Here is a 22,660-nt window from a genome sequence, read left to right on the forward strand (position 1 = left end):
GCCTTCACCCCTTCTGTTCAATCCGAACCGTTACTTCAAACCCGGTACCTTCTCTGTTTTTGATTAAAATTCCGCTGTTTTCTCCGTATTGGAGGTAAAGCCTGCGGGATAAGTTGCAAAGCCCGATGGAAGAAGAGCTGTTGTCGTGCTCCTTTAACTGCCGCTCAAGCTCCTTTGCCCTCTGAGGGTCCATGCCCAGCCCGTCATCTAAGACATGGATGACTAAGGTATGCCCATCCATGTATCCCTGGATTTGGATATTTAACTCCATTTTCTTTTGAAAACCGTATTTGATGCTGTTTTCAATCATGGGCTGAAGCAGCATTTTCGGCACAATACACTGGCTGCATTCCGGTTCCATATGAATTTCGCAGCGGAAGCGGTCACCGAAGCGGCAGTTCTGGATTTCTAAATAAGCATCAATAAACTGCATATCTTCTTCCAGGGTCATTTCTTTTCTGGTGGTATTCACGCTGTAGCGCAAAACCTCCGTCAGCTTCACGATCAGCTCCTCCGCCTTTGGCGCATCAAATATGACCAGATTCCGGATGATCTCCAAGGTATTATAAAGAAAGTGAGGGTTCATCTGCTGGGTGAGCTGCTCCATCTCAATGCGGCTGTTGAGGGTGAGAAGCTCGGTGTTGCGTTCATTTAAGTTGTGTATGTTATCCAGCATACGGTTCACCTGATGCCCGACTTCCCCAAACTCATCCTCTGTTCCAAGCTGAATCCTGTGCTTGTAATCGCCTTTGCGGATGATGCGGATTTCTTTCACCAGATTTTCGATGGAAGCGGCATTGTTTTCGGCCATGGTTCTGGACATCCAGCCTGCAACCACATACCAGCATATCCCCACCAGAAAGAGCACCAAAAGCCCGATGTATACCGTCTGATTCCTGGGATAGTGGACCAGGGAATAGATTACGGCTGAGTACTGAGGCAGCTCTTTTGAAACACTCCAATACCGGTCCCCTTTGCTTTCCCATATTCCATGGGCCACGCCATAAAACTTATTGTTGTTATCCGCCATTCCCGGCTTGCTTATATACATGACATTCTGCCGCATATCCGTGATAACACCGTCAAAATTGCTTTTGGAAAGGTAGAAGTTCCATTCGCTGCCGGAGAGAAATAAGGTCACATACCCTTGAATGCTCCCTTCTTCAAAAATCGGTTTCACAAAAAGGGAGTCGGCATAATTTCCTCTGTCATAGTAAACGGCGCGGTAAATTTCTCCCTCATTTAAATTTCTTGCGTTATAGCAGATCGCATTGTTATAGTTCAGCAGATAGGAAGAAATCCGGTTCTCACCAAAAGAGGTAAAGGCCATATTCCCCCCTTTATCGACAATCATAACCTCATTGCGAACGATGCACTCCTCATTAAACTGGCGGAAAACATTCTTAAATTCATCGGAAACGCCGGAATCCTCCTGAGAAAGCATTCTCCTCACCACATCATTGACCCGGTCATTCAATAAAAACTCCCGGTTTTGAGTGTCAAGATCAAAAAATGTTTCTTCCAGCCGCTCTAGATGGGCCTTCCCGTTCAGTTCATTTTCCATCAGATTAATGGTGTACTGCCCTGCCCAAAAAAAGAAAGCGCTGATCATCAAAAGCAGCACAATCTTCCTGGTTACGGATTTTTGTAAATTTTTCTGAAACCGTCCCTCTTCCGGGACTTTGTTTTTATCGGAAGGGTGTAAAACTATTCCCATGGTTTTCTCTCCCCTGTTTCATCAAGTCTGACTTTATGTATTTTGACAATAAAGAATGGTTGATGACTCATTTTTTATTAATAGTTCTATTATAAGAGGTGTTCCAAGGTTTTTCAATAAAAATCGGCCTGGTCTGGTTAAGCCTGAATGAACCCCCATAAGTCAGGCGGAAAATCCAGCTCATGAGGGTCCATTCGTAAAAGGGGAGGAAATCCCCACAGGATCATCTTCTTGTCCGCATCAAAACCAGATAGATTCACCAGTCTGGCTTCCATCCGTTTCGCGTGTTCGGTCAGTTTGACAGAATACAGGAATCATTTTACTTCGATCCCTTTCCACTGAATATCTTCGATTCACAATAACGGGCGAATCCGTCCTCATTATTGGTATATTCCGTGATATCTGAAGCAATGGCCTTCACGTCTTCACTGCCATTGGCCATACACACCCCCCAGCCGCTCTTAGAAAGCAAATCAATATCATTGCTCATATCCCCAAACGCAACAATTTCGCTTAAAGGAATACCCGCCTGCTGGCTGAACTGTTCCAGGGCGTATCCCTTGGAAACTCTCTTATCCATGAATTCCATCATCGTCGTTTGTGTCTTCGTACCCTTATAATAATCAGAGGGATGGTCTTGCAAGTACGCTTCGATATCCGGCATAATGTCTTCTTTGACCCGGAACATGATCTTAGCATTTTCAGCTTTATAAAAATCTTCCATACTGGCAGCTACTTTGGCCGGTTTCTGGCTGGAACGCTTCGATTTCTCCACCAGGTCATCCAACTTCTTCACTAAAATCTGACCATCGATATAAATGATTGGATTGCTCTCAAAAGGGCTCATTAATTCGAGTATTTCTTTAATCCATTCCTTCCTGAGTTTAAAATACTCATTTTTCACGTTCTGAATTCCATCATATAACTCTGCTCCGTTAGAGCCGATTATCACATCGAACTCAAAATCCAGATTCCATTCCCCTGCATACCGCTTTAATTCATCGATTGGTCTGCCCGATGCTATTCCAAAGTAAATCCCCTGTCCATGTAACTGTCTGATGACGTCACACGTTCTTTCACTTATCACACGCTGATCATCGATTAAAGTACCATCAATATCGCAAATAACCAGTTTAATACGTTTAAGCATTGTCTCTCCAATCATGGTATGAAATCAATTGTACTTCATGATTCTTAATCCATTCTTTCATTTGCGGCGATAATACAAATTCCAAATCCTTAATTCTCTCCAGGGAAAGAGAGGATAACCCCAATAATTCTGCATCGAGATAACCCGGATGACAGGCATATACGGCAATCTCTCCTTCCAGATAATACTGCTCATGATCTAAAAAGTCCTGGACTGTATTTTTATTTAACTGATCCGATGGATTAAATTCTTTCTTGTTCATAGATATAAATTTTAAATTGCTTCTGACCTGTGAATTTTCCCATAAATCCATAGAAAAAGGAATTCCCGTCTCTCTCGATAATTGGCGAATCGCTTCCATGTATGTTTCCGGCATAATGGAATGGGGGTGGAAATAAGACGGTTGTTTTCCCGTCAAAGAGATATATTTCTCATATTGAGCACGAACTTCCCTTCTCATTTCTTCTTCCGGAAACAGTGTTCTTCTTCCCTCTTCCGCCGCATAAAGAGGATCTTTCACCCGGATTCCAGACCGGATAAATTCCCCATTTGAATCCACTAAGTGAGGAACCGACTGCGGGTCACTCACCGGATAACCCGAAACCAAATTAAAATCGATTCCAAAACAGAATTCAGGATGTTCTTTAATTATCTGTGCCGCTAATTCAGCAGCCGGCATATTCGTAAACAGTCCTGTGCAAGTTAAAATTCCGTGTTCAATCGCTTCCTTAATTCCATATGTTATACCTTTCGTAAAGCCAAAATCATCACCCTGAATTAATAACTTCATAAATATCCCTCCTGTTTTTCCATATTATATCATACTCTTCATAAAAAAAACCAAGACTAGCCCAGCAAGGATTCATCTTGGTTTAAAATATATTTCACTCTACAAATCCTCTTTTTAAAGGTAACCATTCCAACACTTTTCTCAATTGAGGGTCCCAGAAATCCCAGTCATGAAAACCATGTTCTTCAATTACCGTCATGTCTTTCAAAATTTTACTGATCTCCTTCGTTGGGCCGACAGCTTCCGGATAATACGGGTCTTCAAAACCGAGCACGGAATAGAATTTCGGCTGTTCCTTACCGCTGGCCGCTAAATCCTCTGCTAAAGTTTTCGTATCATGAACATGAGGATCGTAATATTGATCATTTTCACCGAAAAGGGAGGCAGAAACTTTCTCATACCAGAATTTAGCATGTTTATTATCCCTGCATTTTCTGATATCCAGGAATGACCCGATGGAAAATGCCGCTGCATATTGGTGGGGATTGCGCAGAGCAGTCATATATCCTGTAAATCCTCCGTTTGAAGCGCCGCCGATAAAATTGTCTTCACGCCTGGAAGAAATCGGATAGATGGAACGCATAATAGTCGGTAACTCTCTCGTCAGGAAATCAAAATATTCCACTCCGTGTGGCAGATTAAATCCCAGACTATTATGCAAGTTGGGAGTGATTACAGCCACCTGATGTATTTTAGCGTATTCTTCTATGCGGGAGCTTCTTACGTTTTTGCTGTGGTCCGCAGTTCCTGTAGGAATCAGCCAGATCACCTGGTATTTTTGCTTCTGGCCAGGATATTGAATCGCATCGCCAAATTCCATATTAGAAGATGTGGGTAAAGGTAAAATAACAGATACGGTCACATCCTGAAGTAGTGATTCAGAAAAGAACTTTGTTTCAAACACTGCCATTTTATTCCCCTCCTTCTTTGGATGCATGAGACTTTACAGGTAACCAGTCTGAAATTATGTGTTTCAACTGAGGGTCATAATAATCGAAATTATGATTTCCCTGTCCCTCTTCATAGTCGACTTGAAGACCAATTGACTGCATATAATCGATGACTGCCTTCCCTGATTCATAGAGCTCATCCTGAAGTCCACAGCAGGCATAAAGCTTCGGATACTCTTTTTTTCCGGAAACCAAATCCTCCATCACGGTTCTTAAGTCATGTTCATGTTTATCGTAATACTGTCTGTTTTCTCCATACACCAAATTCATGACCCGTTCCATATAAGGGCGGACATTATGGTGTTTTGCAGCGATTTCAAGGTCTAATCCACCGGAAATCGAAAATGCTGCGGCATAGTTTTCAGGTTTTTTCGCAGCAGCCATAAATGCTCCGAAACCTCCCATTGAGATTCCTCCGATAAAATTATCTTCCCGCCTGGAAGAAAGCGGAAAAACGCCTCTTAAGATTTTAGGCAGTTCCTCTGTGTAATAATCAAAATAATTGCCCAGATGGGGAACATTACAGCAGTAGCTATGCCCCAAATCCATCATCACCACCGCAATTCTGTTTTCACGGGAAAAACTTTCAATCCGGGTTCGGCGTACCAATTTGGAATAATTATTCGTTCCCGGATGCAAAAGCCATAATGTGGGGTACTTTTGTTCATCAGTTAAAATAGCGACATCATCGCCATATTCTAAATTGGTGATGGACGGTAACGGCAAAACAACCGATACATTTACATCACTCATCAATATTTCCGAATAAATCTGAGCTTCAATTAAGGCCATAATCTCCTCCTTTGAGTTAGTTGGTTAATAATGTGTTTTGGTAAATGCGGTTCATGTGAATCATAAGATACACCAGCTCATTTTCCGATATGGGGATTCCGGCATTGCTTTCAACTATTTTGCTGATATTGCAGGCACAATCATATACCAGTGGAACATCATTTCTTAGAACAGCCAAAATAGCGGAATTGTCTTCCTGAACCTGATTGTTATCTTCTACCCGCTTTAAAAAATATCTGACGTGCAAAATAAAACGGTTGTAGTTAATGGATTCCTCATCAATCTTTATCTTTAAAAATGATTCCATTTCCTGTTTAATCGCCTCGATTAATGTTTCCACATTATCTGATTCCTCTATTATCTGTGATTCATTTTGAGCATTCACAAAATGCATGGCAATTAAAGAAATCTCGCTTTTAGGCAGAATAATTTTCAAACGCTTTTTTATTAACTGCAAGACAAGTTTGGCCAATTCGGTTTCCTTTGGATAGAAGGTCTCTAACTCAAAAGACAATGGAAATTTCATTTCTCTAAACGTTTTTTGTCTTATAATAGCAAAATGAATGTGATCAGCCAGATTAAAAGCGAGGTTTGGATTGAGCTGTCTGTTTAAATTTTTTAAGGCTACAATCACAGCTTGGGAAGCAATCTCAAATACGTCTTCAGGGATACTGTTCAATAATTCCAGATAATGAGAATTAACCTGGTAAAAAGTCATGGAAATCTTGTCCAGACTCACCTCGTAAGGGATAGCCGGAAAGCCAATCCCATTTCCAAAGGCGACCAGCTCCCGATTTTGGCTATCCAGACACAATGCGACATTATTATTAATTTTTTTAATGACTTTCATATCGCACACCTCGCTTAAATTATATAAAGAATGTGTAAATTATACACTCTCTTTAAGTGCAGGGCTATCTTTTTCAAATCCAAATAAATACGTAATGATGACAGAAAGAACAAATCCCACCACGGAACCAATGACACCGAACACAATATTAGACGTTGGGCCTCCGACAAAAGTGGTTAATGCCATGAAGTTTGCCGCATTGATGAGGAAGTAGCAGGTAGCATGGGAGATACCGTATATCATTCCGCCGGCAAAGCCACCAATAATCATACCCATAAATGGTCTCTTATATTTAAGTGCAATTCCGTACAAAGCCGGTTCCGTAATACCGCCTAAAATTGCAGTGACAAAATGTGACAGAGCCAGACTCTTTTCTTCTTTGTTTTTCATCCGCAGAAATGCACCAAATGCCATTCCCCAAACCGCACCGGCAGAAGCTGTTGCCGACGGAAGTACGAAACTGTCAAATCCATTGGTAGAAATAGAAACGATTAAAGCTGCAACCAAAACGTGATGCATACCCGTCATAACAAAAACCTGCCATAAAGCACCAATAATTGCCATCGCTAAAATATTGAAGATTCCACCGTACTTACCCATGCTGACAATTCCGCCGCTGATACCGTTACCAATTATATTTCCTAACGGTCCAATAACAATAATGGAAAGCGGTAACATAATGGCCATGGATAAAACAGGTACGCCGATCACCTGAATCACAGAAGGAACGATCTTCCTTACCACTTTTTCAACATGAGATAAACACCAAACTGAAATTACAATCGGTAATAATGTGTGTGTGTAATCCTGAGGAGTGGCTGGAATTCCATAAACAGAAAATTTCACACCTTCTGCTGCCAATCCGACAAATGTGGGATGAATGAGAACTCCCCCTAAGAATATGGATACGATGATGCTCGCATTAAACTTACGCGCAGCCGAATAAGCTAAGAGAACCGGGAAGAAATAAAATCCTGCATCACCGACGATTGAAAAGAGCACATTTAAATCCGATCCCGGCTTCACAATATTTAACATTTGCGGTCCTAAGAGCACGTTGAGCATCATGAAAATACCGGAAATCAGCATGGCCGGAATAACGGGTGTTACTGCTCCGGAAAGACCATCAATCATGGCCTTCAATACTCCGCCAACCGTCAGCTTTTCTTTTTCTCCCTTCACTTCAACGGATGCTGTTTTTTCAAAACCGCCCAGGTCACATACCATTTCATAAACAGTACCTACCTCTTGTCCGATAATAACCTGAAGCTGTCCGCCGCTGTGAACAACACCGAGCACACCTGAAATATTTTTAATTTCATCATCATTCGGTATGCTTAAATCTTTTAAATTAAGGCGAAGCCGTGTCATGCAATGAGTTATCGCAATGACATTTTCTTTTCCCCCGATAGCGGCAAGTATTTGTTCACTCGTTTGTTTCAACTGTTCTTGTTTACTCATTCCTTTTCTCCTTTTCTTTTAATAATCAGTAACGTTGACTTAATGACTTTACAGAATAAAAAAAACCAAGGCAAATGAAAAAAATCCACTCGCCTTGGTAATGCCTTCCGTAAAGTTACAATCCAAGTTTTAATAAAAAATTATTTTATTGACTTTTATTATACAACAATTCTTTACTATGTCAACAATTATTTTTTGGATAAAATACGCAGCATTCATCAAACGCTTTGATAATCGCTACACGTTTTATGCATATAAAAAGAGAAATCAATTAATAAATTGTGATTTTTGATAACTTTATGGTTTGACAACCTTCATTTAAGATGATATAGTGAAACAAATATAATAGATAAATGGATTGTTACTCTCTGAGGCATTACCATACCGAAAAAGGGGTGGTTTGTGTTCTTGGAGAGTTTTTTGTGATTCAAAAGTGCTGCTGAGAGCGCTTATTTCCATATAGAACATTCAAAAACTTTCCTTAAAATGAGGATATAATTTATTTTGGTTTTTTAAATTCGTACCACTAAATTGATAAGAAAGAAGGGATATTAATGAATGAAACCAGATACTTCCCTCCCGCTTCTGATAAAAGCAGATGGCGCAGGCCTGCAAATGAGCGGGAATTATCGGAACTCTGTGGAATTAATCAGGAAAAACTGGAAAAAGCTTTAAAGCTTCACCGGTTTTCCTATGAGGGCAATTCGTATGGCTTAGCAATTATCAGACACGGCTATTTGGCTTATGAATTTTACACGGATGATATGCGCGCCCATTCTCTCAGACAGGTTTATTCTTGTACAAAGGCGGTGACCAGTTTATTGATCGGGATGCTGATCCATAAAAAGAACAGTCCTGATTTCACATTGGACAGCCCTGCCTATCAGTTTATGCCGGAAGGAAAAGAAGAGCTTTTGGCAGATATGCGAAAAAGGAAAATCACAATCCGAAACTTACTTTCAATGTCATCGGGCATTCCGGGTGAATACGATGGTGCTTTGGGAATTTTTAAAGTTCCTGTTGAAGAAAATGAAATTGATTATGTGCTGGGCAAAGTGAAAGGAACCGATGGAACGGATTACGGTAAATTGTATTATGAACCGGGCTCTTCCTGGGACTACAGTTGTCCATGTTATTCTCAACTGGGAATGATTTTTCAGGAAGTAGCAGGCGTTTCCATGGCACAATATGCGAAGGAAAAACTGTTCGATCCAATTGGGATCACAGATTGGTATTGGGAAGAATTCGGCGGTTTTGGGCGTAACCGATACACCTGCGGAGACCAGGGTTTAGCAATTTCCGTTCTCGACTTCGCTAAATTAGGCTATCTGTTATTGAATAACGGTCAGTGGGAAGATATGCAGATCATTCCGGAGGATTATATTAAAGAAGCGGCAGCTCCGGGAACACCTCATAATCCGCGATACGGACTGGGATTCTGGACAAATATCGCTGAATCATCTGCAAACAGATTGCCGGAAGATATGTATCACTTAAAAGGACATAAGTCTAATATTTTAACGGTAATTCCTTCCCTCGATTTAGTCGTTGCCCGCGTAAGCATGGGGCCAAATGTTTATAAGGCGGATAATCTTCTGAAACAGGTTGCTGCTGCAATTGAAAAATAAAGTATTCAGTTCATTCCAATTTACCACAAAAAAAGCCGAAAACCTTATAAATCAAGGTTTTCGGCAATACATTTCGTGTTCCTGAGCGGATTCGAACCGCTGGCCTTCCGCTTAGGAGGCGGACGCTCTATCCTGCTGAGCTACAGAAACCCACGCATAAATCTGCATTTTTTAACGGACTGTGCAACAGCTCCTGCTGCACAGTCCGTCTATTATTATATTCACAATTTCCTTTTTCGTCAAGACAAATCTTATATTTCTTCCAGGGAGTCCTTGAAATTCACGGTTCCCTGCATCCAGATCTGCCCCTTAAACCGGCGTCCCACTTCAGGCGTTCCCACCAGGTCCTTCTTTGCAATTCCCACGTGGAAAATCAAGTCACTGCACTCCACTGTGAAATCATAGACCTCTTCCTCTGTAACCTGATTCTTCTTCACATCGATCTTAATGATCTCACCGATAATGGAATACTGATCACACTCCACGCCGCAGGGCATGAAACAGGAATCGATGATGGAATACAAATCTTCCTTCATCACTCTTCTGGAAGCCTGAGAATATAAATCAATATCTTCAATCGTCAGGGTTTCCATGGCATCCTCATCCCCGTTTTTCGCCGCCTCCAAAAGATTGTTGCGGTCCTTTGCAGCCACTCTGGCCCTCTCCCTCTGCTTTTCCGTCTTCTGGATGGGCAAAAGAATCTTTCCGTTTATAGCCAGGCCAGTCATACAGACATCCTTTGTATCCATGGGGTGGTGGTCAATGATCCTTTCCCTGCATTCAAAAGAATTATCTATATAAAAAATCAGGGAAATTCCCACCTTATATTCATCCAAAAGCCCGGCGTATGTCTCCTTTTCCGTATGGCGCTGAATGGAACAGGACACGTCTGAAGTCATGTCAATGCTTTTCAAATATGGGTAGTAATAATGCCTTTGAAAGTGTCCTTCCTGATCCATCTCTCCAAAAATAGCGAGCCCCATACCGGGAGCCACTTCTTTACGAAGCTCACAGAGGTTAGATTCCTCGTCAATCTGCATTCGCTTTATTCCGGACAAATCTTCACAGAGCTTATCCAGTAATTTTTCTATGTCTCTGTCTTTCTGGTAAAGACTAAAGCCAACCGTTCTCAGGAATTTGTGCATGAAATCATCACCTGCTTTCTAATCATGTTAAAAAAATAAAAGGAATACAATAAGGCGAAGAACACTCCGCCTCAAGTCTTAACGCTTATTATATACCATAAATGGGGAGAATTCCAGTAAAATTTTTATAATCTGAAAATGTAAAAATATAATTTTTCATTTCACTTTTTATCCGTATCATACCCAACCACAGTCCAGATGCCGGTATCATCCTGGCGGACAAGGCGCTTTAAATAAACATATTTCGCAATGGATTTCTCATCCCTTATTTCTGCAATGGCATCAATTCCATTATTTTCAATGATTTCAATATCCTCATAAGCAATGGGATAATCCCCTGTAATGCCTTGCGGAGACAACTGCAGGCTTGCAAATACCTGTGCCACAAAAGCCGGGTCCAGCTTCCAGGGGGAATGGCCTGCATCCACACTCTTTTGCTCATTTTCTTCTGCGGATAAGTCAACCTCCACTTTAATCTGAGGCTGCTCTGTATTCTCCGTATTCACCGGTATTACCACATCTCCCCCGGACAGCCCTTTTGCAAAAACAGTCAGGTTTTCTAAGGCGGCTGTCCCAAGTACACAGTATTCCATTCCATCCTCCTGCCAGCGGATAGACCGGTCCGGCTCTGAATTTATGATTTCCGCCTTATTCTGATTTACAGACCCAAGAATTGCCACGGAAGAGGCCGCAAGCTCTCCTGCTGCTCTGGACTGGATTAAGAGAATTGAATTCATGGAATCTTCGGCTGAGTAATACAGCTTCACAGCTTCATGGTCCGTCTCAACGGCTATCCGGTTCAGCGCATATCCTTCTGCGATCTCACCGGGAAGTTCAGGCATAAAGCCCACCAGTTCCCTGGCTTCCTCAAGGGATGCAACCGTCTGCTCCATATCAGCATCTTCCTCCTTATAACCGTCTGGCACCTGATAAGCTAAAAGGTTCTGGGGAATCTCATTTATCAATTCAAAAGAGGTATACTCTGCCTTAATCTGAATCGCATTCTGCATTGCTGAAACCTTTTGCAGCGGCAGGTCTGTCTCGTTATCAACCCATAAAAAGTAAGGACTTCCTCCATCCGGGGTGATCTGAAGCTTTGTCGCTTCTCTTCCATGGATGGCCTCCTGACCAATGACTTCAACTGTCTGGGCCTTTGCGGCATCCTCAATTTCATTTCCAATCTCAAAGGTAAAACGGTAATCATCAGGAAATGCCGGTAACAGATAAACCGTTTTCTCCTCCGGACGAAGCTGCCACTTCTGCTTTCCGTTGTTTGCGGTTACGGATTCCTCGGAAACTCCTTCCAGTTGCCTGATATAATAATTGCCGCTCTTATCCGCCCACACCTCCCTTTTTGACTGTGTGACGGTCTCTCCCAGCTCATTGGTTTCACTCACCTCCAGGATTCCATGGTAAGCCCGGACCGCCTTCATGGCGTTTTCCATTGCATATACCATATTAGAGGTCTTATTGGGGAGTAAATAATATGCGGCCACGAGAAACAGGATTGCTGCTGCGGAAGCGGCTCTGATCAACGTATATTTCTTTCTTTGGCTCCTGACCGGCTTTTCTTTTGCTTCCAGAGAATTGATAAGTCGCTGACAAAATAAATCATCAGGATATTCCACTTCCCGGAGCTGCCTCACCTTTCTCACTGTTTCAAAGAGAGCCTGGTCATCCATGTCTTCTTTTCGTAAGCCGCTACTGTGTTCTTTCGGCTTTTTTCCGGCGTTTAAGTCGTCAATGTATTGAGATAGCTTCTTTTCATCCATTTTTATCTTTCCTCCTTACCATATTCTGTTTCCAGTATCTTCGCCAGAGCTCTCACCGCACGCAGTTGAAGAACGCGGATGGCTCCTTCTTTCTTTTGCATCAGTTTCCCGGTCTCTGCGACAGTATAGCCCTTGATAATCCGCAATTCAATCACTGTCCGCTGTTCTTCAGTCAGTTGGTTCATGGCTTCCTCAATCCGGTCCCTTTCCGTCAGAGAATCTGAGAAGTCCTCCTCCACAATCGCCTCCGGATTTACATCCTCTAAATTCACGCTGCTGCCCCGCCTCTTTTTTGCCCTCCATTGATCGCGGATGATATTCATCGCTATAAATTTTAAATACTTTTTGCATTCCAGAATATTCACATCGTTCCTGCCTAAAAAAGATATGGCTTTTGCATAGGTTTCCTGGGTGATATCCTCAGCCTCTTCACGGTTCTGGACTTTATAATAGATAAAGCCGTACAGCTCCCGCCAGGTATCCCTGCATAGTTTTTCAATCATTTCCCTGTTGTTCTCTCTATTTTTCATTCCTGCCTCCATACTGCTGCAACATGGCATTCTGCATTTTCAATAGCTATTGTAATCCGGATTTTGGCATATACAATAATAAAGACGATTGTGCCCTGTGAAATGTTACGCACTGATCTTATTTTTTTAATACTATATCCTGAAGCGGATTATTTATTTGAAAGATTCTTTTTTACACAAAAAATGAGCCATCACAAAGTGACGGCTCATCCATACAATCATATTTTATCAACTGCCAAATGCAGACGGTGCCGGCGGCTTGCCCATGGAAGATTCCACCTTGGTTACGAGGAAGAAGGAAACAACTCCCCAGAAACAGCCGAATACGATAGGAAGAACTCCCGTATTTCCGCCCCATATCTGCCATATCACAACCGCAATAGAACCTATTATAATGGATACAATTCCCGCATTCTTCGTCGCCTTTGGAACAACCATTCCAAGGGCGTAAGCTGCAAATGGACCTGCTGAACGGAGTGCAAATGCAAACAGGTTCAAGGTGATCAGGTTAATATTAAACAGGGCAATTCCCATGGAAATGAGACAGATAAACACATTGCTGCCTCTGGTGAGGGTGATCAGGCGCCGGTCCGTCACCTCCGGATTAATGAAGCGCTGATAAATGTCCTTTATTAATATGGTAGAGGCGCACAAAAGGTTGGAGTCCGCGCTGGACATGGTCGCTGCAACAATGGCTGCTGCAACCAATCCCGTTATAACAGGAGGCGCGTACATGGAGGCCGCATACATAAGAGCAGTGGTTCCCTGACCGCCGTCTAATCCCGGATTTTCAGCCAGAGCCACCAGACCGATGAGGGTTGGCATAAAGGCCAGAAGTCCCATTAAAACAGCCGATAAAACCGACGCCTTCACAGCAGTCTTCTCATCCTCTGCACTGGAAAAACGGCTTACCATCTCAGGACCGGAAAGGAAGGTACAAAAATAGTTGAAGATGAGTCCCAGGATGGTTGGAATTCCTATTTTAAACATATCAAGCTCTACTTCAGGAAGCATATTGGATACTGCCTGCCATCCGCCTGCACCACGGATTACCATTGGAACCGATATTAATAAGCCGAAGAAAATAATAAAGAACTGCAGAATATCTGCGATAGCATCTGCCAGCATTCCGCCCAGGGTGGTATACACGATGATGATTCCGCCTGCCACAACAACCGCTGCATTAAGGGGAACTCCCGTGATCGCGCTTAAAACAGAAGCTGATGCCAGAATCTGGGAAGCCGTTAAGCAAAACAGAGAAAGAACATTTAATACCGCTGTAAAAACCCCTGCAAAGTTTCCAAACCGGCGGTTTACTACTTCCGGAATGGTCACTGCCATTGTCTTTCGGATTCTGGGCGCAAAAAATGACAGTGGAATCATAGCAACCGCTGCCGCCAGAACATACCATGCAGCACTCATTCCCCAACCGTTAAAGGCCTTGGCCGCCACTCCTGTGGTGCTTCCGCCGCCAATATTGTTGGCTGAAAGAGAGCATGCAATCATGAGAACTCCCATCCTTCTCCCCGCGAGCATGTAATCAGTGCTGGTTTTAATGGTCAGCCTGTTTACAAAAAAGCCGATGGAGAGCATGACTCCTATGTAGATGATTAAAATTATAACTGGCACAACCTGAATATTTCCCATATTCATTCCTCCTTATAATAGTTTTATGCAGTCAGGGGATACTGCAATCTACATTTGTAAGAGTATTATAATACTCTTTCAGAAAACTTTCAATTAATTTTTATAAAAAATTGATTTTTTATTTATTTTTGTTTATTATTTGATCAATTTTAACCCATACATTCATTTTATGCTTCAAATTCAAAAAATAAAACCTCAAAATTTTTTATTTGAGGTTTTATTCGCTGTGGAATGCGCTTTAGTCATATAACTCATTATCCGTTTATAAATTTTATAATCTTTTTCTGTTCTGCATCCTGGTTTAACTTATAAACCTGCTCCGTGATCTTTTTAATTGCATCTGCCTTTTCCATCTCACCGGATTCTTTAAAAACATCCTCTCCCCAATACCGTTCCGTAGTACAAAACACCGTGGAGGACCAGCCGTATTCCTCACCCTTGCTGGAAACCTTCTGTTTTCTTCCGCACATAGTCAGATACATCTTCATTTGCAGCTCTGTCAAAGCCCGGTCAAACTGGCTTTTCTCCTCTTTTTCAAACCCTCCAAGCTCTTTTATGGCATGAAGAGGCAGTATTTCATATTCGGCCACAGCGGCGTATATCCGTTTGGCATAACTGCTGACCAGCCCTTCCTCATAAGCCTCTTCAAAAACCGTATTGCCCCGCCGGGCTGCAAGAAAATAAGGAATCCATTCCTTCGTGATATAGCCGCTTTTCTTAAAGAAAAACTTTCCATAGCCTATGTCATCACGCTCATCAAGCACCCTCATGCGCCACTCCCACGGATCAGTTTCAGGGTCCCCGGTATGCCATTTCACCGGGGTTTCATAAGGCGTCTCTTCATTCCAGTTCCAGTCAATCAGGGAAAAAATACCCTCGCCGTTTCCTCCTCCCATAGAAAATCCCGCTTCCAGCAGTGCAGTTAAAAAATCATCGTAACACGTTATAATCTTCCGGTTCATTCCAGGCCCTCCCTTTCATACATCGGTATTTTTCTCACCGTTTCCGTCTTTGTGCCCCACGTTATAAACTCAGAATCATTATATCACATTGACACACCATTTCACACGCTTCTTAACACATAAAAAAAGACCCAGCCCTCTGTTTTTACAAAAGGCTGAATCTCTTTCTTCTATACTATTACACGATTCCCTGTGCGGTCATCGCTTCCACTACCTTTTCAAATCCGGCAATGTTGGCGCCTGCCACATAATTTCCCTTTACTCCGTAACGCTCTGCTGCAGAAGCTGTCTTTGCATAAATCTGAACCATGATTTTGTGAAGTCTCTCATCCACCTCATCAAAGGTCCAGGACAGTCTCTGGCTGTTCTGGCTCATTTCCAGTGCGGAAGTAGCTACGCCGCCTGCATTAGCCGCTTTGCCCGGCATGAACAGGATTCCATTTTCCAGATAGAAATCGGTAGCTTCTCTGGTGGAAGGCATGTTGGCTCCCTCTGCAACTGCAAAGCAGCCGTTAGCCTTTAAGGTTTTGGCATCCTCTAAATTCAGCTCATTTTGAGTTGCACACGGAAGTGCCACATCACAGGGAATGCTCCAGATTCCTGTTCCCTCTGTATAAACTGCTGTCGGAACCTCTTCCACATACTCCTTAATACGTCCTCTGCGCACTTCTTTGATTTCCTTAACCAGATCCAGGTTAATTCCATCCTTATCATAGATATAGCCGCAGGAATCGCTTAATGCAACGACCTTTCCGCCTAACTGATGTACTTTTTCTGTCGCATAGATTGCCACATTTCCGGAACCGGATACGACTACGGTCTTTCCTGCCAGCTCCTTGCCGTTGTCCTTTAACATCTCATCGAGAATATAAACAAGACCATAGCCTGTAGCCTGGGTGCGGACGAGAGAACCGCCATAAGTAAGTCCCTTTCCTGTGAGAACGCCTTCGTATAAACCGGTCAGTCTCTTATACTGTCCATACAGAAAACCGATCTCTCTCGCGCCAACGCCGATATCACCGGCCGGAACGTCCTGATCTGCTCCAATGTATTTGGACAGCTCTGTCATAAAGCTCTGGCAGAATGCCATAACTTCTCTATCTGATTTTCCCTTGGGATCAAAATTAGAACCTCCCTTGCCGCCGCCGATAGGAAGGCCGGTCAGTGAATTCTTGAACACCTGCTCAAAACCTAAGAATTTCAGAATACCCTGATTTACGGAAGGATGAAGACGCAGTCCTCCTTTGTAAGGACCGATAGCGCTGTTGAACTGAACGCGGAAGCCTTTGTTAACCTGGACCTGACCATTGTCATCCACCCACGGTACACGAAAGGAAATGATTCTCTCCGGCTCAACAAGGCGCTCTAAAAGCCCCATCTTACGGTATGTTCCTTCATTTGCATCAATGACCAGCTTCAAAGAATCGAGCACCTCTTTAACAGCCTGGTGAAATTCTGCCTCTCCTGGGTTCTGTTTCACAACCCTGTCATAAACCTCATCTACATATGACATAATTTTTCTCCTCCTTGGATTATTGTATATGAACTTACACAATACAAAGTTATTTAAAAAAATGCAAAAAGAGGCTAGAACTTTTCAAGTTCCAGCCCCTTCGCCTTCCCATAACCTGAAAAAAATTATAACAAGTTAATTTAATAAAGTCAAGGCGCTGTGATTTTTTATTTTTTGAACACCAAAAATAAAATACATACAAATTTTCCTTGATAAAAAAATATTCTGATTAATATAATTAATTCATTGATTTTAATAAACACAAGTAATAAAATAGAATTATAAATTCAAAACATCAATCCGCCGCTTACCCTGCGCCTGGCAGTTGTGTGATATAGTTACAGACATTTTCTCCAGTTCCTCTATAATAGATGGCAGAGAACAAGACAATTAACTGTTAAAATAAATTTAAAAAATCCGGGAGGAAAACATGTTTGAATTTTTAAAAAGACCAGAAAACAAAACCGTCCACGGGGCGGATATGGATAGCCTGATCGGTGAGATAGAGTTCATCGACATCCGGGAGCCCTACGAATACCAGACAGGGAGCATAAAGACAGCAAAAAATATACCCATGGGCAATTTACTCGCCCAACCGGAAAAATATTTAACCAGGGACAAAACGTACTACATCATATGCCAGTCCGGGGGACGGAGCGCAAGAGCCGTAAAAGAGCTTTCAAAACAGAGCTTTCACGTCCTTGACGTTGCCGGCGGCATGAACTCTTACAGGGGAACCATGAAACAGTAACTTTATGCAACAGCAGGAGGAATTGTATGAAACAGAAAATATTGATTGTGGGGGGAGTTGCAGGCGGAGCATCAGCCGCAGCAAAGCTCAGAAGAAACAGCGAAGAAGACGAGATCATCATGTTTGAAAAGGGGCCTCATGTCTCCTTTTCAAACTGCTCTCTCCCTTACCATTTAAGCGGAATCATAGACGATGCAGAAGACCTGGTTTTGATGAATCCAAAGCTGTTTCTCAAGCAGTACCGCATTGATGCCCGCATTAACAGCCAGGTCATGACCATTGACCGGGAAAATAAGACCGTCACCGTAAAGAAAACAGATTCCGGCGAAGAGTACAAAGAGGCCTATGACAAACTGATCCTGTCGCCAGGAGCATCTCCCATTGTTCCAAAATTTCCGGGGCTTGAAAAGGTGAATGTATTCACCGTCCGAAACGTGGTGGATATCGACCGGTTAAACCGGTTTGTGAAGCAGATGCCCGGTAAGGATATTGCCGTTATCGGAGGCGGTTTCATCGGAATTGAAATCGCGGAAAACCTGCAGAAAGCCGGATTTTCCATCACTCTGGTGGAGGCCGCCAGCCAGATTCTAAGGCCCTTTGACGATGACATGGTTCAGATTCTTCATAAAACCCTGATGGACCACGGTATCAATTTAATCTTAGGAGACAAGGTAGACTCCTTTGAAGAAAATAAGGTGATATTAGCTTCAGGAAAAGAGATAGAAACAGGCGCTGTTGTGATGGCAATCGGCGTATCCCCGGAAACCCGGCTTGCAAAGGAAGCCGGTCTGGAAATCGGGGAAACGGGCGCTGTCAAAGTGAACAAACATTATCAGACCAGCGATCCCAGCATTTACGCCGTAGGCGATGCCGTGGAAATTTACCATGAACTGACCCACTCTCCTTCCAAGCTGTCTCTAGCCGGCCCGGCTTTAAAGCAGGCCAGAACAGCCGCAGATCACATTCACGGGAAAAACAGCTTAAACAGGGGGTATATCGGCTCCTCCGCCATTCAGGTATTTGAGTACAACGGAGCCTCCACAGGACTGAATGAGGCCCTGATTCAGGCCCTTCAAATGAAAATCAATTATAACATCGTCCGCATCATCCTTTCAGACCGGGTCGGAATCATGCCTGAGGCAGCTCCCATGCACTTTAAGCTGCTGTTTGAAGTTCCCACGGGAAAAATACTGGGCGCCCAGGCCATTGGAAGAGGGGATGTCACAAAACGGATTGATGTCATCGCCTCCGTCATAAAATCAGGCGGAACCTTAGAGGACTTAAAGGACTTAGAGCTTTGTTATGCTCCCACATTTTCCACTGCAAAGGACATTGTCAATTACGCAGGGTACGTGGGCTCCAATCTTTTAAACCAGGAATTTAAACAGGTGAATGTAGATAAGGTGAGGGAACTGGTGGAAAATCAGGAGCTGATCATCGATGTGAGGGAACCTTATGAGTACGAAAGAGGCCATATCAAAGGAGCCTTTAACATTCCCTTAAGCCAGCTCAGGGAGCGGACCGGTGAAATTCCCAAAGACCGGACCGTATATTTGCACTGCCGTACCGGACAGAGAAGCTATAACGCTGCCCTGGCCCTTCAGCACTTAGGTTTTCAAAACATTGTCAATGTTGCCGGAAGCTTTCTGGGCCTTTCCTTCTACGAGTACTACCATGATAAGGTGAGCGGAAGGAACCCCATTGTGACAGAATATAATTTCATGTAAAAAAGAGCCTGTATTCAGTTTGCATCTTCTGAATACAGGCTTTTCCTCATTTCGTAAGCTCTCTTAATTTATCCTTGTCAATGATGCAGATGGCCCCTCTGGTCTGTTCGATGATCCCTTCCGCTTTAAACACCTTCAGCATGCGGGAAACCACCTCCCTGGCGCTTCCGATGTACCTGGCGATCTGCTCCTGGGTGATGTACAAGCTGGAGGAATTCGTCTTAGCCATCTCATCCGATAAAAAGATAGCAAGCCTTTTGTCAAAGCTCATAAAAAGAATCTGTTCCATAGCCCACATCACATCGGAAAACCGTTCAACGGCATTTTTATATGCAAAATTCTCCACATACACATTTTCATCGCTCAGCCTGCTAAAGGCGCTGATGTGAATCAGATAGGCCTCCGTATCCTGTTCCGCATCAATGTGAACATCAAAGGTGATATGGCTTAAAATGCAGGAAGCAGAAAACACACAGACCTCTCCGGGAGAAACCCGGTACAAGGTGACCTCGCGCCCATCCTCAGACAAAATATAAACCCGAAGCCCGCCGCTCCTGATGAGAAGAACGCCCTGGCACTGGCTGCCTGCGCTGTGAAGGTTGTAATCCTTCTTATAGGACACCGCAGAAATATTGCTTTCCAGAAAACCGGCTTCCCGTTCACTCAACTTATCCCAGAAATCAAGCCGGGACCGTATAAATGCCAACTCCTCTTTTTTAACCATTCTCTGCTCCTCATACCGATATCTCAATGCTTCATAGGGCTTAAATTCCCCATTTCTTCATGATATCTATTATATATGCCCTGTTCCTCAATTGTCAATCTGACCCTTCTTTTTCACATTTTCCTTTCCTTAATTTTCTCTCCGAAAAATAGTTGCAAAAGAAACCATTTAATGATATGATTTTAAATAGTTGCAAGGGAAACTAATTTGAAATGAGGTGATATACGTGGACAATATCGGAAAGCTCAATGCCGCCATTTACAGAAACGTACAAAGCATATTGAATTTCAAACTAAAGGACATTTCCATCCAGAGCGGCCAGCACGATTTCTTTTACGTTATTTCCAAAAATGAAGGAATCACCCAAAAAGAGCTGAGCCAGCATCTTTACATCGGGAAATCCACCACCGCAAAAGCGGTGAAGCAGTTGATTCACCACGGATATATAAAAAAAGAAAAGGATGAAAAAGACCGCCGTTTTGAACGGCTGTTTCTGACGGAAAAAGGACGGGAAATCGTCCCCAGAATAAGGGATACCTTTACGGAATTAGTCACCATTACCACAAGAAATTTATCAGAACAGGAAACAGAGCAGGCCATAACCCTTCTCAACAAAATCCTTAAAAATGTATCAGAAGAAAAATCAGAATTACAGTCTCCCGCTGTCTGAAGAAAGGACCACATCAAATGGAAGAACAAAGACAAACTTTATGGACAAAAGATTTTATCATCATTTCTCTCGTAAACCTGCTGCTTTTTTGCGGATTCCAGATGCTTTTGCCCACCCTGCCCCTTTATGCCAAATCTTTAGGAGGGGCCGACGCTCTCCTTGGCTGGCTTTTAGGCGCCGCTACGGTAGCTTCCCTCATCATCCGCCCTGTTTCAGGAATCATCCTCGATAAAATAGGCAGAAAAGGCATATTTTTTGGGGGAGCCATTATCATCATCCTGGTGACCATAGCCTATTCCCATTTTCCTGTTGTGGGCATGATCATCGGAATCCGTTTTCTCCACGGAATCGGCTGGGGGATGGCCACAACGGCCAGCAGCACCATGGCATCGGATATCATTCCAAAGCCCCGGTTTGGGGAAGGCATGGGATTTTTCAGCCTGTCCAGCAGCCTTGCCATGGCTCTTGCGCCGGGAATCGGCTTAGGTCTGCTGGCCTCCGGAGGATTTATCTCCCTTTCCCGCTGGTCCGCCGGCCTTGGAGCTGCCGCCCTTTTGCTGGCTTTTTTCATCAGAAGCAGAAAGCCTGCTGCAAAAACAGAAGGAAAGTTAAAAGCCTCTCCCTACGAAAAGGCCTCCGCCCTTCCGTCTTTTGTCATGTTTTTCATCAGCTCCACCTATGGCTCCATAACCGGCTTTCTCTCCCTTTACGCCGCAGGAAAAAACATTTCCAACATCGGCATGTTTTTCACGGTTTATGCCCTGTTTCTCCTGCTTTCAAGGCCCCTTTACGGAAAGCTGACGGACCGTTTCGGATTTCCTGTGATCGTTTACCCCGGCTTTCTTTTAACTGCCGCGGCTATGATTCTCTTATCAAAGTCCGCAACACTTCCCATGTTTCTGGCAAGCGCCGCTGTGTACGGCCTGGGCTTTAGCGCCCTTCAATCCAGCTTTCAGACCATGGCCGTGATCCGTGCGCCAAAGGAACGGCTTGGCGCGGCCAATGCCACCTTTTTTACAGGCTTTGACGGAGGAATCGGCTTTGGCTCTGTCATCGGCGGAATGATCGCTTCCAGGGCAGGCTACAGCAACATGTATTTTTACTTTTCCCTGTTTATCCTGATTGCGGCAATTCTCTATTTCCTTGGATTCAGAAAGAAAAGCCTATAAGCGAAGGGGATATTTCTGTAATCCATGGCTGGTACAGTAGACATACAGAATTCCCTTTCTCTTCCCCCCAGGCAGATAAAATTCCGGGCTCTGTTCCGGATATAACCGAATGAGAAGGACCCTGTCATCGTGGACATAGGCAGCAAAAGCGATGTAGTGGTCCTTTCTCATGGGGTGGTCCAGGGTTACATAATGTTCCATATCTATTTTATTCACAGTGATCTTATGTTCCTCTGAAGAAGGAGAAGCCTTCAAAGGGCCCAGCTTCCTTCCGCAGCAGGAAATCGATGCTTCCCCTGTGCTGACCAGAATATTGCCGCAGACAGGGCATACATAAAATTTTGCCTTATCAATTTTTCCGATATCAGGCCGGTTGGGATTTAATTCTCCCTGCAAAAGCACCAGAATATCCGCTCCCAGTATATCGGAAAGCTCATTCCACAAGGCTGCATCAGGACAGCCCAGCCCACACTCCCACTTGGAAACCGTTTTATTGCTGATATGAAGCTGATCCGCAACCTGCTGCTGGGTCAATCCCTTTTCCTTTCTCAACTGCAAAATCAGACGTCCAACCTTTACACAGTCCATAATCTCTCCCTCCTCTCTGTTTTCTTTCCCTTTTCATCTGGCTTTTATTCTACACAACAGGCAAAACTCTGTCAATGTTCCAATTGTTAACCTTAATATATTTTAAGTTGACAATTGTTTTTTC

21 protein-coding genes and 1 tRNA gene are annotated in these 22,660 nt (G+C 43.4%); 5 read left to right on the forward strand and 17 right to left on the reverse strand.

Features of this window, described 5'->3' with window-relative positions; genetic code table 11:
• Positions 1-4: 4 nt before the first annotated feature.
• The 8 genes from QM657_RS13285 to QM657_RS13320 form a co-directional block, all read right to left on the reverse strand.
• A complete protein-coding gene (locus tag QM657_RS13285) occupies positions 5-1,717 on the reverse strand; it encodes a sensor histidine kinase (protein WP_415067178.1) in 1,713 nt (570 codons plus the stop codon).
• A gap of 137 nt (positions 1,718-1,854) precedes the next feature.
• Complete coding sequence (locus QM657_RS13290) at positions 1,855-1,992, reverse strand: hypothetical protein (RefSeq protein ID WP_415067179.1); 138 nt, start codon at positions 1,990-1,992, stop codon at positions 1,855-1,857.
• A 44-nt stretch (positions 1,993-2,036) separates the two neighbouring features.
• Complete coding sequence (locus QM657_RS13295; RefSeq protein ID WP_415067180.1) at positions 2,037-2,867, reverse strand: Cof-type HAD-IIB family hydrolase; 831 nt, start codon at positions 2,865-2,867, stop codon at positions 2,037-2,039.
• Positions 2,860-3,657 (reverse strand): ChbG/HpnK family deacetylase, encoded by a 798-nt coding sequence (locus QM657_RS13300; protein ID WP_415067181.1) that lies wholly within the window; start codon positions 3,655-3,657, stop codon positions 2,860-2,862. The genes QM657_RS13295 and QM657_RS13300 overlap by 8 nt, the downstream gene beginning before the upstream one ends.
• Positions 3,658-3,751: 94 nt before the next feature.
• Positions 3,752-4,567, reverse strand: a complete 816-nt coding sequence (locus tag QM657_RS13305; RefSeq protein WP_415067182.1) for an alpha/beta hydrolase — start codon at positions 4,565-4,567, stop codon at positions 3,752-3,754.
• Position 4,568: 1 nt separating this feature from the next.
• Positions 4,569-5,399, reverse strand: coding sequence for an alpha/beta hydrolase (locus QM657_RS13310; protein ID WP_415067183.1), 831 nt, complete (start codon positions 5,397-5,399; stop codon positions 4,569-4,571).
• A 16-nt stretch (positions 5,400-5,415) separates the two neighbouring features.
• Positions 5,416-6,249: a PRD domain-containing protein gene (locus QM657_RS13315; protein ID WP_415067184.1), complete on the reverse strand. Its 834-nt coding sequence runs from the start codon at positions 6,247-6,249 to the stop codon at positions 5,416-5,418.
• 39 nt (positions 6,250-6,288) lie between these two features.
• Positions 6,289-7,710, reverse strand: coding sequence for a PTS transporter subunit EIIC (locus tag QM657_RS13320; RefSeq protein ID WP_415067185.1), 1,422 nt, complete (start codon positions 7,708-7,710; stop codon positions 6,289-6,291).
• A gap of 554 nt (positions 7,711-8,264) precedes the next feature.
• On the opposite strand from QM657_RS13320, the gene QM657_RS13325 reads away from it, so the two are divergent.
• Complete coding sequence (locus tag QM657_RS13325; RefSeq protein ID WP_415067186.1) at positions 8,265-9,338, forward strand: serine hydrolase domain-containing protein; 1,074 nt, start codon at positions 8,265-8,267, stop codon at positions 9,336-9,338.
• Positions 9,339-9,414: 76 nt separating this feature from the next.
• Here the strand turns inward: QM657_RS13325 and QM657_RS13330 are convergent.
• From QM657_RS13330 to gdhA, 7 genes are all read right to left on the reverse strand, one after another.
• Positions 9,415-9,488: transfer RNA gene (locus QM657_RS13330), tRNA-Arg, on the reverse strand.
• Between the two features lie 101 nt (positions 9,489-9,589).
• The gene (locus QM657_RS13335) at positions 9,590-10,483 is read right to left on the reverse strand and encodes a DUF3881 family protein (protein WP_415067187.1); all 894 of its coding nucleotides are present in this window, start codon (positions 10,481-10,483) and stop codon (positions 9,590-9,592) included.
• A gap of 161 nt (positions 10,484-10,644) precedes the next feature.
• Positions 10,645-12,255 carry a LolA family protein gene (locus QM657_RS13340; RefSeq protein WP_415067188.1) on the reverse strand — a complete coding sequence of 537 codons (1,611 nt, stop codon included), beginning with the start codon at positions 12,253-12,255 and terminating at the stop codon, positions 10,645-10,647.
• Between the two features lie 2 nt (positions 12,256-12,257).
• A complete protein-coding gene (locus tag QM657_RS13345) occupies positions 12,258-12,785 on the reverse strand; it encodes an RNA polymerase sigma factor (RefSeq protein WP_415067189.1) in 528 nt (175 codons plus the stop codon).
• 228 nt (positions 12,786-13,013) lie between these two features.
• Complete coding sequence (locus QM657_RS13350) at positions 13,014-14,432, reverse strand: sodium:solute symporter family protein (RefSeq protein WP_415067190.1); 1,419 nt, start codon at positions 14,430-14,432, stop codon at positions 13,014-13,016.
• Positions 14,433-14,686: 254 nt separating this feature from the next.
• Positions 14,687-15,394, reverse strand: coding sequence for a hypothetical protein (locus QM657_RS13355; protein WP_415067191.1), 708 nt, complete (start codon positions 15,392-15,394; stop codon positions 14,687-14,689).
• A gap of 178 nt (positions 15,395-15,572) precedes the next feature.
• The gene (gene gdhA / locus QM657_RS13360) at positions 15,573-16,907 is read right to left on the reverse strand and encodes an NADP-specific glutamate dehydrogenase (protein ID WP_415067192.1); all 1,335 of its coding nucleotides are present in this window, start codon (positions 16,905-16,907) and stop codon (positions 15,573-15,575) included.
• A gap of 430 nt (positions 16,908-17,337) precedes the next feature.
• Here gdhA and QM657_RS13365 point away from each other — a divergent pair, with 430 nt between their 5' ends.
• Together QM657_RS13365 and QM657_RS13370 are read left to right on the forward strand one after the other, a co-directional pair.
• Positions 17,338-17,658: a rhodanese-like domain-containing protein gene (locus QM657_RS13365; RefSeq protein ID WP_415067193.1), complete on the forward strand. Its 321-nt coding sequence runs from the start codon at positions 17,338-17,340 to the stop codon at positions 17,656-17,658.
• Positions 17,659-17,684: 26 nt separating this feature from the next.
• A complete protein-coding gene (locus QM657_RS13370; RefSeq protein ID WP_415067194.1) occupies positions 17,685-19,385 on the forward strand; it encodes an FAD-dependent oxidoreductase in 1,701 nt (566 codons plus the stop codon).
• Positions 19,386-19,431: 46 nt separating this feature from the next.
• On the opposite strand, the gene QM657_RS13375 is transcribed toward QM657_RS13370, so the two are convergent.
• The gene (locus QM657_RS13375) at positions 19,432-20,109 is read right to left on the reverse strand and encodes a Crp/Fnr family transcriptional regulator (protein WP_415067195.1); all 678 of its coding nucleotides are present in this window, start codon (positions 20,107-20,109) and stop codon (positions 19,432-19,434) included.
• A gap of 226 nt (positions 20,110-20,335) precedes the next feature.
• On the opposite strand from QM657_RS13375, the gene QM657_RS13380 reads away from it, so the two are divergent.
• Both QM657_RS13380 and QM657_RS13385 read left to right on the forward strand, forming a co-directional pair.
• On the forward strand, positions 20,336-20,779 hold the full coding sequence (locus QM657_RS13380; protein WP_415067196.1) for a MarR family winged helix-turn-helix transcriptional regulator: 444 nt from the start codon (positions 20,336-20,338) through the stop codon (positions 20,777-20,779).
• 17 nt (positions 20,780-20,796) lie between these two features.
• The gene (locus tag QM657_RS13385; RefSeq protein WP_415067197.1) at positions 20,797-21,948 is read left to right on the forward strand and encodes an MFS transporter; all 1,152 of its coding nucleotides are present in this window, start codon (positions 20,797-20,799) and stop codon (positions 21,946-21,948) included.
• On the opposite strand, the gene QM657_RS13390 is transcribed toward QM657_RS13385, so the two are convergent.
• Entirely contained in the window at positions 21,943-22,536 is a 594-nt protein-coding gene (locus tag QM657_RS13390) for a helix-turn-helix domain-containing protein (protein ID WP_415067198.1), read from the reverse strand. The genes QM657_RS13385 and QM657_RS13390 overlap by 6 nt on opposite strands.
• Positions 22,537-22,660 lie beyond the last annotated feature (124 nt).

Origin of the sequence: Lacrimispora sp. (assembly GCF_047605665.1) — a bacterium.
In the GTDB taxonomy this organism is placed as follows: domain Bacteria; phylum Bacillota; class Clostridia; order Lachnospirales; family Lachnospiraceae; genus Lacrimispora.

Bases quoted from the DNA above. Each gene is read 5' to 3' on its own strand.
- QM657_RS13335 (WP_415067187.1), bottom strand. From the start codon at position 10,483: ATGCACAAATTCCTGAGAACGGTTGGCTTTAGTCTTTACCAGAAAGAC.
- QM657_RS13350 (WP_415067190.1), bottom strand. From the start codon at position 14,432: ATGGGAAATATTCAGGTTGTGCCAGTTATAATTTTAATCATCTACATA.
- QM657_RS13315 (WP_415067184.1), bottom strand. From the start codon at position 6,249: ATGAAAGTCATTAAAAAAATTAATAATAATGTCGCATTGTGTCTGGAT.
- QM657_RS13325 (WP_415067186.1), top strand. From the start codon at position 8,265: ATGAATGAAACCAGATACTTCCCTCCCGCTTCTGATAAAAGCAGATGG.
- QM657_RS13290 (WP_415067179.1), bottom strand. From the start codon at position 1,992: ATGGAAGCCAGACTGGTGAATCTATCTGGTTTTGATGCGGACAAGAAG.
- QM657_RS13285 (WP_415067178.1), bottom strand. From the start codon at position 1,717: ATGGGAATAGTTTTACACCCTTCCGATAAAAACAAAGTCCCGGAAGAG.
- QM657_RS13310 (WP_415067183.1), bottom strand. From the start codon at position 5,399: ATGGCCTTAATTGAAGCTCAGATTTATTCGGAAATATTGATGAGTGAT.
- QM657_RS13370 (WP_415067194.1), top strand. From the start codon at position 17,685: ATGAAACAGAAAATATTGATTGTGGGGGGAGTTGCAGGCGGAGCATCA.
- QM657_RS13305 (WP_415067182.1), bottom strand. From the start codon at position 4,567: ATGGCAGTGTTTGAAACAAAGTTCTTTTCTGAATCACTACTTCAGGAT.
- QM657_RS13345 (WP_415067189.1), bottom strand. From the start codon at position 12,785: ATGAAAAATAGAGAGAACAACAGGGAAATGATTGAAAAACTATGCAGG.
- QM657_RS13355 (WP_415067191.1), bottom strand. From the start codon at position 15,394: ATGAACCGGAAGATTATAACGTGTTACGATGATTTTTTAACTGCACTG.
- QM657_RS13375 (WP_415067195.1), bottom strand. From the start codon at position 20,109: ATGGTTAAAAAAGAGGAGTTGGCATTTATACGGTCCCGGCTTGATTTC.
- gdhA (WP_415067192.1), bottom strand. From the start codon at position 16,907: ATGTCATATGTAGATGAGGTTTATGACAGGGTTGTGAAACAGAACCCA.
- QM657_RS13295 (WP_415067180.1), bottom strand. From the start codon at position 2,867: ATGCTTAAACGTATTAAACTGGTTATTTGCGATATTGATGGTACTTTA.
- QM657_RS13390 (WP_415067198.1), bottom strand. From the start codon at position 22,536: ATGGACTGTGTAAAGGTTGGACGTCTGATTTTGCAGTTGAGAAAGGAA.
- QM657_RS13385 (WP_415067197.1), top strand. From the start codon at position 20,797: ATGGAAGAACAAAGACAAACTTTATGGACAAAAGATTTTATCATCATT.
- QM657_RS13320 (WP_415067185.1), bottom strand. From the start codon at position 7,710: ATGAGTAAACAAGAACAGTTGAAACAAACGAGTGAACAAATACTTGCC.
- QM657_RS13365 (WP_415067193.1), top strand. From the start codon at position 17,338: ATGTTTGAATTTTTAAAAAGACCAGAAAACAAAACCGTCCACGGGGCG.
- QM657_RS13340 (WP_415067188.1), bottom strand. From the start codon at position 12,255: ATGGATGAAAAGAAGCTATCTCAATACATTGACGACTTAAACGCCGGA.
- QM657_RS13300 (WP_415067181.1), bottom strand. From the start codon at position 3,657: ATGAAGTTATTAATTCAGGGTGATGATTTTGGCTTTACGAAAGGTATA.